This is a genomic window from Apibacter mensalis (assembly GCF_001418685.1).
GTDB classification, from domain to species: Bacteria; Bacteroidota; Bacteroidia; order Flavobacteriales; family Weeksellaceae; genus Apibacter; species Apibacter mensalis.
The window spans coordinates 79,096-93,228 of record NZ_LIVM01000001.1 but is presented as its reverse complement, the minus strand read 5'-3'; the positions used below and the strand labels follow the sequence as shown (position 1 = coordinate 93,228).

Annotated in this window: 12 protein-coding genes; 8 read left to right on the top strand and 4 right to left on the bottom strand. The window is 28.8% G+C overall.

Translation table 11 applies throughout. The annotated features are described in order from the left end of the window. Positions 1 to 217 precede the first annotated feature (217 nt). On the bottom strand, positions 218 to 1,195 hold the full coding sequence (locus ASC36_RS00380) for a polyprenyl synthetase family protein (protein WP_055424503.1): 978 nt from the start codon (positions 1,193 to 1,195) through the stop codon (positions 218 to 220). Positions 1,196 to 1,455: 260 nt separating this feature from the next. Between ASC36_RS00380 and porG the strand changes: the two genes are divergently transcribed. From porG to ASC36_RS00355, 5 genes are all read left to right on the top strand, one after another. Further along, positions 1,456 to 2,322, top strand: coding sequence for a type IX secretion system protein PorG (porG, locus tag ASC36_RS00375; RefSeq protein WP_141656156.1), 867 nt, complete (start codon positions 1,456 to 1,458; stop codon positions 2,320 to 2,322). Positions 2,323 to 2,335: 13 nt separating this feature from the next. Beyond that, entirely contained in the window at positions 2,336 to 3,085 is a 750-nt protein-coding gene (locus ASC36_RS00370) for an isoprenyl transferase (RefSeq protein WP_055424501.1), read from the top strand. A 17-nt stretch (positions 3,086 to 3,102) separates the two neighbouring features. After that, positions 3,103 to 5,667, top strand: coding sequence for an outer membrane protein assembly factor BamA (gene bamA / locus ASC36_RS00365; protein WP_055424500.1), 2,565 nt, complete (start codon positions 3,103 to 3,105; stop codon positions 5,665 to 5,667). Positions 5,668 to 5,766: 99 nt separating this feature from the next. Next, complete coding sequence (locus tag ASC36_RS00360; RefSeq protein WP_055424499.1) at positions 5,767 to 6,747, top strand: OmpH family outer membrane protein; 981 nt, start codon at positions 5,767 to 5,769, stop codon at positions 6,745 to 6,747. A gap of 16 nt (positions 6,748 to 6,763) precedes the next feature. Beyond that, on the top strand, positions 6,764 to 7,288 hold the full coding sequence (locus ASC36_RS00355) for an OmpH family outer membrane protein (RefSeq protein WP_073961177.1): 525 nt from the start codon (positions 6,764 to 6,766) through the stop codon (positions 7,286 to 7,288). A gap of 204 nt (positions 7,289 to 7,492) precedes the next feature. On the opposite strand, the gene ASC36_RS00350 is transcribed toward ASC36_RS00355, so the two are convergent. Further along, positions 7,493 to 8,770, bottom strand: coding sequence for a UDP-N-acetylmuramoyl-tripeptide--D-alanyl-D-alanine ligase (locus tag ASC36_RS00350; protein ID WP_055424497.1), 1,278 nt, complete (start codon positions 8,768 to 8,770; stop codon positions 7,493 to 7,495). Positions 8,771 to 9,087: 317 nt separating this feature from the next. Continuing rightward, the gene (gene mdh / locus ASC36_RS00345) at positions 9,088 to 10,026 is read right to left on the bottom strand and encodes a malate dehydrogenase (RefSeq protein WP_055424496.1); all 939 of its coding nucleotides are present in this window, start codon (positions 10,024 to 10,026) and stop codon (positions 9,088 to 9,090) included. A gap of 154 nt (positions 10,027 to 10,180) precedes the next feature. Here mdh and ASC36_RS00340 point away from each other — a divergent pair, with 154 nt between their 5' ends. The 3 genes from ASC36_RS00340 (at position 10,181) to ASC36_RS00330 (ending at position 13,303) form a co-directional block, all read left to right on the top strand. Next, positions 10,181 to 10,897: a glycosyltransferase gene (locus ASC36_RS00340; RefSeq protein WP_055424495.1), complete on the top strand. Its 717-nt coding sequence runs from the start codon at positions 10,181 to 10,183 to the stop codon at positions 10,895 to 10,897. Next, on the top strand, positions 10,894 to 11,559 hold the full coding sequence (locus ASC36_RS00335; protein ID WP_073961170.1) for a lipid-A-disaccharide synthase N-terminal domain-containing protein: 666 nt from the start codon (positions 10,894 to 10,896) through the stop codon (positions 11,557 to 11,559). Before ASC36_RS00340 ends, ASC36_RS00335 begins: the two co-directional genes overlap by 4 nt. A 100-nt stretch (positions 11,560 to 11,659) precedes the next feature. Next, on the top strand, positions 11,660 to 13,303 hold the full coding sequence (locus ASC36_RS00330) for an ArnT family glycosyltransferase (protein ID WP_055424494.1): 1,644 nt from the start codon (positions 11,660 to 11,662) through the stop codon (positions 13,301 to 13,303). A gap of 37 nt (positions 13,304 to 13,340) precedes the next feature. Here the strand turns inward: ASC36_RS00330 and ASC36_RS00325 are convergent, their stop codons facing one another. After that, a complete protein-coding gene (locus ASC36_RS00325; RefSeq protein WP_055424493.1) occupies positions 13,341 to 14,096 on the bottom strand; it encodes a hypothetical protein in 756 nt (251 codons plus the stop codon). Between the last annotated feature and the right edge of the window lie 37 nt (positions 14,097 to 14,133).

The following is a 14,133-nucleotide window of genomic DNA, read 5'->3' as shown; positions in this document are numbered from 1 at the left end:
GGTAATTTAAAAAATAATCCACAAAAGATAATTGATTATATGGGGAAAGACACTTATAAAAATAATAGTAACATTTTTTAAATTTCCTACACCTAACTAAATGATATTTTAATACAAACTTTATCGATTTAATTCAATGTAAATTAGTTTAGATGTAGAAAAAAGAAGAGGCTGTTAAACTTTAAAATGTAATACGAATAGGAAATAGTTAAATCATTTAGTGTTTTCTTTCAGTAACATATTTAAGCATAAGTTCCAAAGAATCGCGATTTTCATTTTTTGGAAAATTAATTAAAATATCCAAGGCTTTTTGTTTATACTCGTTCATCTTATCAACTGTATAACTGATCCCCCCGTTCTCCTTTACAAAATTGATTATTTCTGAAACTCTTTTTTTATCTTTATTATGATTTTTAATGGAATTTATCAACCATTTTTTATTTTCTTTGCTTGTATTGTTAAGTACAAAAATTAAAGGAAGTGTCATTTTCCTTTCTTGAATGTCAATACCTACAGGTTTACCAATAAGATTTGTGCTCGTATAATCAAATAAATCATCTTTGATTTGGAATGCAATCCCGGTATATTCTCCAAAAAGGCGAAGTTTTTCAGCATTTTCATCCGAACCATAAGTAGAGCGTACTCCGGATTCGCAACAAGCAGATATTAATACTGCCGTTTTTTGACGGATAATTTCAAAATAAACTTCTTCAGTAATATCAAGGTTACGACTTTTTTCCAGTTGAAGCAGTTCACCTTCAGACATTTCTCTTATAGTTCTGGAAATGATAGATAATAAATCAAAATCTTGATTATCAGTAGCTAATAACACGCTTTTTGAAAGAAGATAATCACCCACCAAAACTGCAATTTTATTTTTCCATAAAGCATTTATAGAAAAAAAACCACGTCTCATGTAGCTTTCATCAACTACATCATCATGAACAAGGGTAGCAGTATGGATAAGCTCAATTAACGAAGCCGCCCGATATGTTTTATCAGTAATTGTGCCGGTAAGTTTAGCTGTTAAGAAAACAAACATGGGACGCATTTGTTTACCTTTTCTTCTAACAATAAACTGGGTTATTCTATCCAGTAGTGGAACTTTACTTTTCATAGATTCATAGAATCTTTTTTCGAAAAGCTTCATTTCGTCTGAAATAGGAATTTTAATTTGTTCAGTAACTTTGTTCATTAGATTTCAAAAATAATCAAATTTTACATATTAATTTGAAATTAGAATTTTATTTTATAAAGAAAATGTAAAAAGATATTTAAAGTAAAGAGGTTATATACTAAAAATAAGTTAATACAAAAATAAAGAGTATAAACATAAAAAGAATTATTATATTTGTTGCTTAAGAACATATGAAATTGCAAAGACTAATGCAACAAAATAACTTTATTTCACGTTTAAGGCAATTATGCAATTATGTGAAATAATATTAAATAAAAATGAAAAAAGTTTTCTTACTGGTTATTCTGATTGGTACTTGTTGTTTAATGTATATAAAAGCTCAACGTAATGAACTAGGAATATCTATTGGAAGAGCCAATATAATTGGTGATATAGGAAAAACGGATTATATTGAAATATTTCCTATGGATAGGTATAGGATTCCAATTTCTTTAGGATTACTTTATAGGTTTAATTTAGATAATAGACAAAGTTTACGATTTAATTTGATTTATAATAGAGTATATTTTGATGACAAAAAAGCGAGCGAAGATTATAGAATTAAAAGAAAAATCTCAGGGAGTAATACAATTTTTGAAACCTCAGCTTTATTTGAATATTATTTCTTTGATATTAATGATATAAAATATTCAGGTTCTTCACCTTATATATTTGCAGGGGTAGGTGGATATGGTTTTTATGATAGAAAATATACTATCAATCATACAAGGGCTAAAGATTTAAATGGTTCTTACAGAGATCCAAATAATTATCAGGATTTTATAACAAAAGAAAATTATAAAAAATCTATGAAATTTGATTTTAATATCCCATTTGGAGTAGGATATAAGATCAAGATCAAATACGATTGGTTATTATCGTTTGAAATAGGTGCAAGATATACATTTCAGGATAACCTTGATTATAGTTCTATAAAAAACAAAAATATAACTATAAACATAGATCCTCAGTTAAACAGTATAAGTAATTCGAATCCTAAGCTTAAGGAAGAAATAAATAGAAGAAATACTGAGATAGTAGGAAAACATCAAACAGGTAATACATTTAAAAGCAATGATTGGTATTTAATATGGGGGATTAATCTAACTTATACATTTGGAAGGCCTCCATGTTATTGTTATTAAATTATAATTATTAATGTCTAAAAAGGATCTATTTATAGAAGAAAGTAAGTTACCCAGACATGTTGCCATTATAATGGATGGTAATGGCAGGTGGGCTAAAAAAAGAGGTATGATACGAAATCTTGGTCATCAAAATGCAATTAAAGCTGTCCGAGAAGCCATTGAATTTTGTGATGAAGCGAATATTCCTTACCTTACCTTATATGCGTTTTCAACAGAAAATTGGAGCAGACCCATATTAGAAATTAATTCATTAATGAGGCTATTGGTAAGCACTATAAGAAAAGAAGCAAAAAATTTAAAAGAAAGAGGAATAAGAGTTAAAGTAATTGGAAATATTGATAAATTTCCTAAGAATGTACGTGATGAATTAACCATACTTACTGCTGATACATGCAATAATCAAAAGGGCACATTGACATTAGCCTTAAGCTATGGCGCTAAAAATGAAATTCTCAATGCTACAAAAAAAATAGCGGTAGATTATTCAAACAATGAAATATCTTTGGAACAACTAAATGAAGATACTTTTAATCAATATTTATATACAAACGACTTACCTGATGTAGATCTTCTAATTAGAACAAGTGGTGAACAAAGGATAAGTAATTTTTTACTTTGGCAAATAGCTTATGCAGAATTATATTTTACAGATACCTTATGGCCTGATTTTAATAAAGATGAATTTTTAAAAGCAATAGAATTTTATCAGAGCAGAGAAAGAAGATTTGGGAAAATAAGTGAACAATTAAAAGTAAAGTAAAAGAAGTTAAAGTATACATGAAGAAATTATTAGCGGCCGTTTTAATCTCAGTACACATATTTATATTTGGTCAGGTTGCAGATAAAGTGCAAACATCAACGCAAGCACCCAAGGCTGAAGTTCAAAAGGATATGGACCCCTATAAAAAAGACGATTCTGCTTTACGTATTAAAGAAATCAATATTACCGGAACCGATAAATATTCTAAAAACCAGATTATGAGATATACAGGCTTATATGAAGGGGATATTGTAGAAATCCCGGGAATGCAAATTAATACCGCAGTCAAAAAACTTTGGGACTCCAAGCTTTTTGCTAATGTTGAGATCTTTTTAACTAAAATAGTAAATAAAGATGTATATCTTCGAATAAATTTAATTGCACTTCCAGACTTAGGAACTGTAAAATTTCATGGAATCAGCAAATCTAAGGGAGAAAAAATTATTAAAGACAATGGTTTAAAAACTAAGGCTAAGATTACTGATGATTTAAGGTCCAAGCTCCAAAACTCCATAAGAACTGAATATACAGATAAAGGTTTTCCCGATGCCAGAGCAATAATAAAAGAATCTACCAATCCTACTGATCCTAACTTGGTTAATTGGAATGTAACTATAGATAAAGGACCAAGAGTTAAAATTAAATCTATTAAAATTGAAGGAACTAAAGTATTAAAAGCTTCAACTGTAAGATCACGTGCGTTTAAAAATACTAAGCAAAAAAGATTTTATAGGTTTTGGAAGAAATCAAAATATGTTCCTGAGAAATATTTAGAAGATTTAAATAGGGTTGTTGAAACATTTCAATCGTATGGTTTCAGAGATGCAAAGATAACTTCAGATACTTTAATCAGAACCAATAAAAAAAATTTTGATATAGATGTTCATGTATCAGAAGGAAAAAGATATTACCTGGGAAATGTTACTTTCTCAGGCAACTCTGCTTATTCAAGCGAGACACTTTCTAAAGTTCTTGGATATAAAAAAGGAGAACCCTATGATGCGGTTGGTTTCAATAAAAAAGTATCAGGATCTGAAAAGAACGATGATATCTCGACTCTATACTATAATAACGGATATGTATTTGCAAATGTTATTCCAGTAGAAAAAGCGGTAAGGAATGATACTATAGATATTGAAATTAAAATAAGAGAAGGGGAACAAGCCTATTGGGATAAGGTTACCTTTTCAGGAAATACAAAAACTCATGATCATGTTATCCAACGCTCTCTAAGTACAAGACCCGGAGACCTTTTTTCAAAAGAGGATATACAAAGAACTATTATGGAATTAGCTCAAATGGGATACTTTGAGGCACAAACCTTACGCCCGGATATTACCCCAAAAGTAGAAACTCGTACTGTAGACGTTAATTATAAATTAGAAGAAAAAGGGACCAATAGTCAAATTGAATTACAAGGAGGATATGGAGGAAATCGTTTTATTGGTACTTTAGGTCTAACATTCGGTAATTTTTCATTTAATGATTTCTTTAAGAAAAAAGCCTGGAAGCCGATTCCATCCGGAGATGGACAAAGTATATCTTTAAGAGCCCAAGCAGGAAGTAATTATCAAAACTATAGTATTTCTTTTACAGAACCGTGGATTACAGGTAAAAGACCTACCTCTATGACTGTTTCTTTATACAGCACCATATTAAATTATAATAACTATTATGCAGAAGGAAAAAATAAATTAAATATATACGGTGGTCAAGTAGGTTTAACTACTCGTTTAAATTGGCCGGATAATTATTTTAGATTATCTTACGGAATCAATTATCAGTTATACTCTTTTAGAAATTATCCTTTTAATATAGCAGATGAAAATGCATCAGGATATACCACATGGGACAATGGTGAAAGTAATAATTTTAGTTTCTATGCAAGCTTAGGAAGATATTCTGCAGGATTTGATCCTATTTTTCCGACTATGGGTTCAGAGTTTGAACTATCCGTAAAATTTACGCCTCCATATTCAGCATTTAATAATGAAGATTATAGTAAAAAGACCGATAAGGAAAAGTATAAATGGCTTGAATATTATAAAATAAAGATGAGAGCTTACTGGTATCAGGAATTGGTTGGAAAATTTGTATTAAAAGCGGGAGGAGAATTCGGTTTTTTAAGTAATTATAATTCTAGAGTAGGGATACCTCCTTTTGAAAGATTTTATTTAGGTGGAACCGGGTTGTATGGAAACAGGTTTGATGGTAGAGAAATTATTCCTTTACGTGGCTATAGAGATGCAACATCTTTTGGAGGTGTTTCCGGTGAAGACATTACACCTTTAGGAGGAGGTACCTCTTATTCAAGATTTATGTTAGAATTGCGTTATCCTGTTTTATTAGGTGGAGCGACGAAAATATATGCCTTAACATTTGCAGAAGGAGGTAATACTTGGAACAATAATAAATCATTTAATCCGTTTGAGCTAAAAAGGTCTGCCGGTTTTGGAATTAGGATATTTATGCCTCAATTCGGAATGTTAGGCTTTGATTTTGCTAAAGGGTTTGATTCAACAATTAACTCTAATAATGCCAATGGTTGGGAAACCCATTTTATATTTGGGCAACAATTTTAGATGAATGTTAATTATATTGAATTATAATAATATCTATATAGATAAATAAAGTTTATAAAAACTTGGTATGATTTTAGAAAAGCCTTATATATAGTTACCATGAAGAAAACATTGACATATGCTCTGCTTTTGCTATTTAGTTTTGGCATCGCTCAAAAAATGGCTTATGTAGATACACAGTATATTTTAAAACAATTGCCGCAATATCAACAATCTGAACAAAGACTTAATAATGAAGTAAAAAAATGGCAGGAAGAAATTGTAAATAGACAATCCGCATTAGAAAAGCTTCGTATTGAATTTGAGAACGAAAAAGTGTTACTAACAGATGATCAGCAAAAATCAAGGTTGATGTCAATTGACAGTACTAATAAGGCCTTACATGAATTTATTGAAAAAAAATTCGGATCAAAGGGAGAATCAGTAAGCCTTAGGATTAATTTAGTCAAACCCATACAAGATCAGATTTGGAATGCAATAAATGCTGTAGCAATAAAAGATAAATATAATTTAATTTTAGATAAATCTTCTGATTTAATTATGATTTATACAGATTCCAAATATGACATTACAGATAAAGTGCTAAAACAATTAGGAATTGCAACAAAAAAGAAAGAAGATAAAAATGGTAAATCATCATCTGTAAAAAATTCTAATGAGGACGATAATAAAGAGTCTAAAATTAAAAATAGTGATAATTCTGATAAAGATGTAACAGATAATATAGAATCTACTAAGAAGCAATCTAAATCCGGATGGGGAAGAAAATACGTTCCTAAAAATAAACAAAGTAAAAAGGCACCGACAAAAAAAGATACTTTAAAAGATGCTTCTCTCGAAAAAGTCGGTGAGACATCAAGTAAAAGAGTGATTGATAATAACAAAACTAAAGATATTTCGAAGGAAGTTGATTCAAATTTGATAATAAATCCATCACTTCCTAATAATAAGGAAGTTAAAACTAATAAAGAGACTAAAACTACTATAAAAACTCAACCAAAATCAGGTTATGGTAGTAAATATGTTCCCAAGAAAAAAACTCAAAATAATAAACAAATTAATGATAAACCAAGTAAATAATAAAATTAGAATAAAAATGAAGAAAATCACATTAGTATTCCTCTTAACTGCATTTGTTGGAGCTTTTCAATTTGCTCAAGCTCAAAATATAGCTCATGTTAATTCTATGGAATTATTAAGCCTGATGCCGGAAAAAAAAGCAGCTGATGATCAGCTGAAAACTTTAGCAGATCAAAAGAAGGCAGAAATTAAAAAACAAGAAGATAGTTTTTCTTCTAAATATGAAAAAATTCAAAAAGATTTGCAAGGAAAATCTCAAGCCGATCTTGAAAAAATGAAAGATCAGCTTCAAAAATATGAAGAAGATTTTCAAAAAGATCAACAAAGTTTGGTTGCATTAAGAGAAGAAGCAGCTAAAGCTTTAGATAAAAAACAGGCAGATTTATATGAGCCAATTATGAAAAAAGCGCAAGATGCAATTGATAGTGTTGCTAAATCTAAAGGATACCTTTATGTATTTGATACTTCTCAACCCTCACTTTTATATGCAGAAGGGCCTAATATTCTAAATGATGTAAAGGCTAAATTAGGAATAAAATAATAGTTAAAATAGAAAAATTCAAAAAAGAGGCTTAAAACGCCTCTTTTTTATTGCAAATAGGTTTAAAGAAATAATTATATAATGAGGCATTCCCTATCATAAATTGTAAGGAATATATGATTCAATAGTAAGAATGTTCTAGATATAATTTTTATAAAATAAACAACAATTAGATTAAAATATAAAAACTTCCTACAGTCAGGTTTAAGGTAAAAATTCAAGTAACCTTTCTAAAGCCATTGCACGAGACCCTTTCAACAAAATATTTTGTGTAGGTATAGTGAAATTTTTAAGAAATTTTATCATATCAGAAGTGCTGTGAAATTTTAGAACATTACTTTTTTTATTTTGAGTAGAATAAAAAATTTCACCAACTAAATAAATGAAATTAAAATTTAACCGTTCTGCAAGATTTAAAATTTTTTGATGCTCTGATTCCGATTCATTACCCAGTTCAAACATATCTCCAATTATTATAGATTTAGTACCTTTAAAATGAGAGAAATTTTCTAAAGAAAGTTCCATGCTACTTGGATTAGCATTATAAGTATCTAGAACTAAAACAATACCTTCTTTTTCTACTATTTGAGAACGTTGATTTTGAGGTTGATAATTTTCAATTCCTTTTTTTATTTGATTAATTTTCATATTAAAATGAAGACCTAAGGAAAAAGCAGCACAAATATTTGAAAAATTATAAATGCCGGTAAGTTGAGAATTAACAATGGTATTTTGATACTGTATGCTAACTCGATTATGATTTTCTAATAATGTAAAGATGTAAGTTCCTTGAGAACCGAAGGTAATTTTTTGTATACCATCGCTCAAATTAATTTGTAAAAGATCATCGGTGTTAATTAAAGCAGATCTTCTATACTCTCTCAAATAGGTATAAAGTTCTGATTTTCCTTTAATCACTCCTTCCTTTCCTCCAAAACCTTCTAAATGTGCTTTTCCAAAATTGGTAATATAGCCAATAGTAGGTTGTGAAATACTGCATAATAATTCAATTTCATTAAGGTGATTTGCTCCCATTTCAATAATTGCAATTTCATGGTCGGGTTTTATTGATAAAATAGTTAGAGGTACTCCGATATGATTATTTAAATTGCCAGAAGTATATAAAACATTAAATTTTTCATTTAAAACGGAAGCTATTAGTTCTTTGGAAGTAGTTTTACCATTACTGCCAGTTAAGCCAATAACAGGAATATTTAATTGATTTCTATGATATCTTGCTAATTCTTGTAAAGCAAGTAAAGAGTTTTCAAAATAAAAAATACCCTCTTCAGGATCTGATAAACAAATATTATCTACAACGGCAGCTAAAGCACCATTTATAATAGCCTGTTTAGCAAATCTATTTCCATCAAAATTGCTTCCTTTTAAAGCAAAAAATAAATTACCTTTTTCAATTTTTCTAGTATCAGTAGCAATTCCTGAAGATTGCAAAAAAATGGAATATAATTCGATAATTGTCATATATAATTTTTCCTATTTTAATTGAATTTTACTATACAAAAATAAATAATTGTTAGTCACATAGATCAATAATTATCCTATATGGAAATATAAAAATTTTCATATATAAATATAAGCTGAGTAGTCAATTTTAATTAAAAAACTACGGAATTTCAAAGTAAATAATTTTATGAAATTTACTAATTTATAATATTGTGATTTATACAGCATATACGAGTTAATGTAAGATATTCTAAATTAAACGTCAGATTTATAATTATAAATAAAAAAACAGCTTATTAATAAGCTGTTTTTTATTTTTATATATTATTATAAATTTATAAAACCTTCATGTCGTGTAAAACCTTGTTCATATTTCTTACAGCATCAGCCGAAGCTTTAAATTTAGCTTTTTCAGTTTCATTTAGTTCCAATTCAACAATTTTTTCTATACCGTTTTTACCTAAAACCACAGGTACGCCAATACAAATATCGGATTCCCCATATTCTCCATCAAGATATACGGAGCATGGAATTACTTTTCTCTCATCTCGAATAATGGATTCAACCACAGCAGCACCGGCCGCTCCGGGGGCATACCATGCGGAAGTTCCTAATAATTTAGTTAAAGTGGCACCGCCAACCATAGTATCGGAAGCAACTTTTTCTAATTGATCCGGAGATAGTATTTTTGAAAAAGGTACACCTTGGCAAGAAGCTAAACGAGTTAAAGGAATCATTGTTGTATCACCATGGCCGCCTATAACTGTAGCTTGAATATCATTTTGAGAAGCACCACTGGCTAATGATAAATACGTTTTAAAACGAGACGAATCTAATGCACCTCCCATACCAATAACTCTTGATTTAGGTAAACCTAAAGATTTAAGCGCTAAATAAGTCATGGTATCCATTGGATTGGAAATAATTATCAGTATGGCCTCAGGAGAATATTTTAAAATATGGGTAGCAACCTCTTTCACGATTCCTGCATTGGTACCAATAAGATCTTCACGACTCATTCCCGGTTTTCTAGGAATACCGGAAGTAATTACAGCTACATGGGTTCCGGCAGTTTTAGAATAATCGTTAGTACTACCGGTAATAGTAGTATCAAATCCTAAAAGTGATGTGGTTTGTGTTAAGTCTAAAGCTTTACCTTCGGCAAAACCTTCTTTTATATCAACGATTACTAGCTCGTCAACAATTTCTTTCCTTGCAATGTTATCGGCACAAGTAGCTCCAACAGCTCCGGCACCTACTACAGTTACTTTCATATTTTAATACTTAATTTATTGTTAATAATTTTATCAAAGGTATAATAAGTTTACTTATAATAAAATGTCGTTTATCATCTTTTAAAACATAACTCTCCAAATTTAGATTCACTAATTTTTAATAAATTTGATAATTATTTTACATCCCACATACATGGAACATGAATTAACGGTAATAATACCGGTTTTTAATGAAGTAGATAATCTTGAACGAGTTAAAGAAGAAATGTTGTTTTTTTTAAAAGCAGCTAAGAAAAGGTCTAAAGTACTTTTTGTTAATGACGGCTCTAAAGATTCAAGTCTTTCGGTAATTCAGAAAATTTGTAACGAAAATCAAGAATTTACATATATATCTTTTGATAGAAATTATGGTTTAAGTACCGCAATTAAAGCAGGATTTGATTTTGCAAATACTCGATGGGTTGGATATATTGATGCAGATCTACAGACATCCCCTATGGATTTTAATATTCTTTTAGATTATGCTGATCAATACCAATTGGTTACGGGAGTCCGGGCTAATAGAAAAGATAGTATGGTTAAAAACCTTTCATCAAAAATTGCGAATGGAATACGTCGTGCATTTACTCATGATGATATGGACGATACCGGCTGTCCTTTAAAAATTATACAAACAGAATATGCGAAAAAAATTCCTATGTTTAAAGGATTGCATCGTTTTCTCCCTGCCATGATATTACTTCAAAAGGGAAAGATTAAACAACATCCGGTACAACATTTTGAAAGAATAGCCGGTAAATCAAAATTTCATTTATGGAATCGATTATTTGGGCCTCTCAGTGATTGTTTTGCTTATGTTTGGATGAAAAAAAAATATATCAATTATAAAGTTGCTGAGAGAAAAATATGAAAAATATCTTAGCTGAAAATTTCTTTTTGAATGAACTATTTATAAAGTATTTTACCTTGAGTTTAGGCTTTCTTGCCCAAATACTTTTTTCAAGTAGGATGATCATTCAATGGATTTCTGCTGAAAAAAATAAAAAAGTTACTTCCGACCTTATTTTTTGGCAGGTCAGCCTAGTAGCTTCATTCTTTTTATTCATTTATGGATATTTAAGACATGATTTTTCAATTATGTTGGGACAGTTGATAACTTATTATATATATATAAGAAATATACAACTCCATGATGCATGGATGAAATATCATATAGTTTTTAGATATGTATTATATTTATTTCCTATAGTAGCAATTATGTTAAGCCTCTGGAACAGTGCTTTTGATTTGTATAAACTTTTTAGCAGAGATAATATACCTCTATGGTTATTAATGTGGGGTAGTCTTGGGCAAATATTGTTTACTATGCGATTTATATATCAATGGATTTATTCAGAAAAAATAAAAAAATCGGAATTGCCAATGGGTTTTTGGATCTTAAGTCTTACGGGATCCTTAATGATCTTTATATATTCAATTATTAGAAAAGACCCTGTATTATTTGCCGGACATATTATAGGTATTATCGTTTATACAAGAAACATAATTATCTTGAATAAAAGTGATAAATAAAAAATATATTTTTAAAATATTTTTAAATTTTTTTCGATAGATATATAAATAAATATTTTTCAATTTAAAAAAATGTTATTTTAAATAAAGTAAAATATGCATGAAAAATAACAACGCTAGGCATATAGTATTACTCTTTTGCATCTCCATTATTATATTAGGAATAAATTTAGGTGTAATGCCGGTTAATATAATGGAGGCAAGAAACTTTATTACGGCAAGAGAAATGGTACAAGACGGTCATTGGATTTTGACTACATTAAATGGTGAGCCAAGGTATGAAAAACCTCCGCTTCCCACTTGGATGACTGCTTTTTTTGGATATTTATTTGGATTTCATGCAGTAGCAATTTTACGTGTATCAGTGGTTCTTGTAACTATGCTCCTTGTATTTTATATTTATAAATTTTCCTTAAAGTTAGGCCTAACTTGTCAAACCAGCTTTCATAACGGGTTAATTTTGTTAACTTCTTTTTATGTTTATTTTGCCGGAAGAGATAATCAATGGGATATTTACTGTCATAGCTTTATGACTGTTTCTATATATTATCTTTGGAAGATATTGCGTTTGAAAAATGCTGCTTTAAGAAATTTAATACTGGGAGGTGTTTTCCTCGCCTTTTCTATACTTAGTAAAGGTCCTGTTTCTCTATACGCATTATTACTTCCGTTCCTAATTTCCTATGGATGTATATATAAATTTAATTTTACAAATAAAAAGTTTCTTAAACCTCTATGTATTTACATACTTATTGGTTTGTTAGGAGGAATCTCCTGGTCTGTGTATATTCATTGGATGGATCCGGAACATTTAAATATAATGGCAAAAAAAGAAACAGCCAGATGGATTAATGATTATAATTCCAAATCCTTTTTTTATTATTGGAACTTTTTCACGCAATCCGGAGTATGGACTATATCCTCCTTACTGGCATTATTTTATCCCTACATGAAAAATAAGGTTTCCAACCTTAAAGCCTATCAATTTACTTTATTATGGACTCTATTTTCTTTACTTTTACTAAGTTTTATTCCTGAGAAAAAAGTAAGATATATTCTGCCAACCTTAATCCCTCTTGCCATTAACACGGGATTCTATATAGAATATATTCTTAAGGGAATGAAAAATAAAAAAGATACTATATTAATTAAGATAAATTTTGGGTTATTAAGTTTAGTTGGAATCGTTTATCCATTTGTTATTTATTTGATCTTTAGAGAGAAATTTACTCACCAATCAGATTGGGCCTTGTCCTCATCATTAGTATTATTTATAGTCGGAATAACTATAATGATCTTTCTAATAAAAAAATCATTGTATTACGTATTTTATTCAATCATACTTTTACAATGTTCGGTAATAATTTTTGTTTTCCCTTTAGCTAAAAGTTTTTTATATAATCCTAATTATAAATCGGTAAAAGAATTGCATAGATTTACCACTAATAAAATGACATTATATGATTATAAATATATGTCACCTGAGATCGTTTGGGATTATGAAGATAAGATTCCCCCTATAGATGATATAGGAATAAAGAATGAATTGGTGTTAAAAAATAAAACCTATGTAGGTATTCTTTGTTTTCAGAATGATACGGAAAGTTTAATAAAAAAATTTAGTACACTTTATACTGTTAAAAAAGTTTCCTATATTGATTTAAATACAGTCCCCCCCTCCAATAAATCTTACAAAGCTAGATTGGCTCGTGATTTTTTGGTTATTTATAAAAAATCATATTAATTGCTATCAATAACAATCGCAAAAAAAATTATAGTAATTATTTAAATATTTTTTTTAAAATACGTTTAAACTTAGCTTTAGATTCAATTTTACGATTAAATTCTTTTTGATAATGGGTGATTTTTGATTTAATTTCATTTAATGGGTAACCGGATATTTTAGAATATTCTTCCATTAATAGATCCAGATAGGGCTGTTCTTTTATATTATTTGACAAGCTCTTCATTTTTATATTAAATGATAATTCTTCATGAAATTCCATTCTGTTTAGATCTACTAGATACATTTCGTATCCATTATTTGTTCGTATTATAAGAGTATTACCGGGAGTGTTATCTTTAATATAAACACCTTTAGTGTGAACATAGTAGGAAAAATTTGCAAAGGCTTTTACACACTCAATGGAATCCGGTTGATCATATAATTCACGCAAGGTAAAATCATAGGAAACGTATTTGGATATATAATAACTTGAAGTAATACCTTTTATATCAAAATTTTCTATATAAGCCAATGGTTCAGGATTTAATATATTTAATTTAAGCAATTTTGTTCCGTGTTCAAAAGATCGTCTTGCCTTTGATTTTCTAAAATATCTATAAACAAATTTGTTTATCAGATGAGGTTTTTTAAAACTTTTAACAGTTATATAATCCCCATTAAAAGGAATTTTTTTTATAACATTTCTTTCTGGATTTCCAAGAATTTCGTCATAATTATCAAAATTAGTAATAATGTTTAATAATTCTTCTTTGCTGTCCAAATAGTTTTTATTCAATATGTACTTACGCATTTAGTATAAAAATTATAATTATTTTTTAATAATAAAA

Coding starts and splice junctions, on each gene's coding strand:
- ASC36_RS00350 (WP_055424497.1), bottom strand. CDS start 8,770: ATGACAATTATCGAATTATATTCCATTTTTTTGCAATCTTCAGGAATT.
- ASC36_RS00370 (WP_055424501.1), top strand. CDS start 2,336: ATGTCTAAAAAGGATCTATTTATAGAAGAAAGTAAGTTACCCAGACAT.
- ASC36_RS00330 (WP_055424494.1), top strand. CDS start 11,660: ATGAAAAATAACAACGCTAGGCATATAGTATTACTCTTTTGCATCTCC.
- bamA (WP_055424500.1), top strand. CDS start 3,103: ATGAAGAAATTATTAGCGGCCGTTTTAATCTCAGTACACATATTTATA.
- porG (WP_141656156.1), top strand. CDS start 1,456: ATGAAAAAAGTTTTCTTACTGGTTATTCTGATTGGTACTTGTTGTTTA.
- ASC36_RS00355 (WP_073961177.1), top strand. CDS start 6,764: ATGAAGAAAATCACATTAGTATTCCTCTTAACTGCATTTGTTGGAGCT.
- ASC36_RS00325 (WP_055424493.1), bottom strand. CDS start 14,096: ATGCGTAAGTACATATTGAATAAAAACTATTTGGACAGCAAAGAAGAA.
- ASC36_RS00340 (WP_055424495.1), top strand. CDS start 10,181: ATGGAACATGAATTAACGGTAATAATACCGGTTTTTAATGAAGTAGAT.
- ASC36_RS00360 (WP_055424499.1), top strand. CDS start 5,767: ATGAAGAAAACATTGACATATGCTCTGCTTTTGCTATTTAGTTTTGGC.
- ASC36_RS00335 (WP_073961170.1), top strand. CDS start 10,894: ATGAAAAATATCTTAGCTGAAAATTTCTTTTTGAATGAACTATTTATA.
- mdh (WP_055424496.1), bottom strand. CDS start 10,026: ATGAAAGTAACTGTAGTAGGTGCCGGAGCTGTTGGAGCTACTTGTGCC.
- ASC36_RS00380 (WP_055424503.1), bottom strand. CDS start 1,195: ATGAACAAAGTTACTGAACAAATTAAAATTCCTATTTCAGACGAAATG.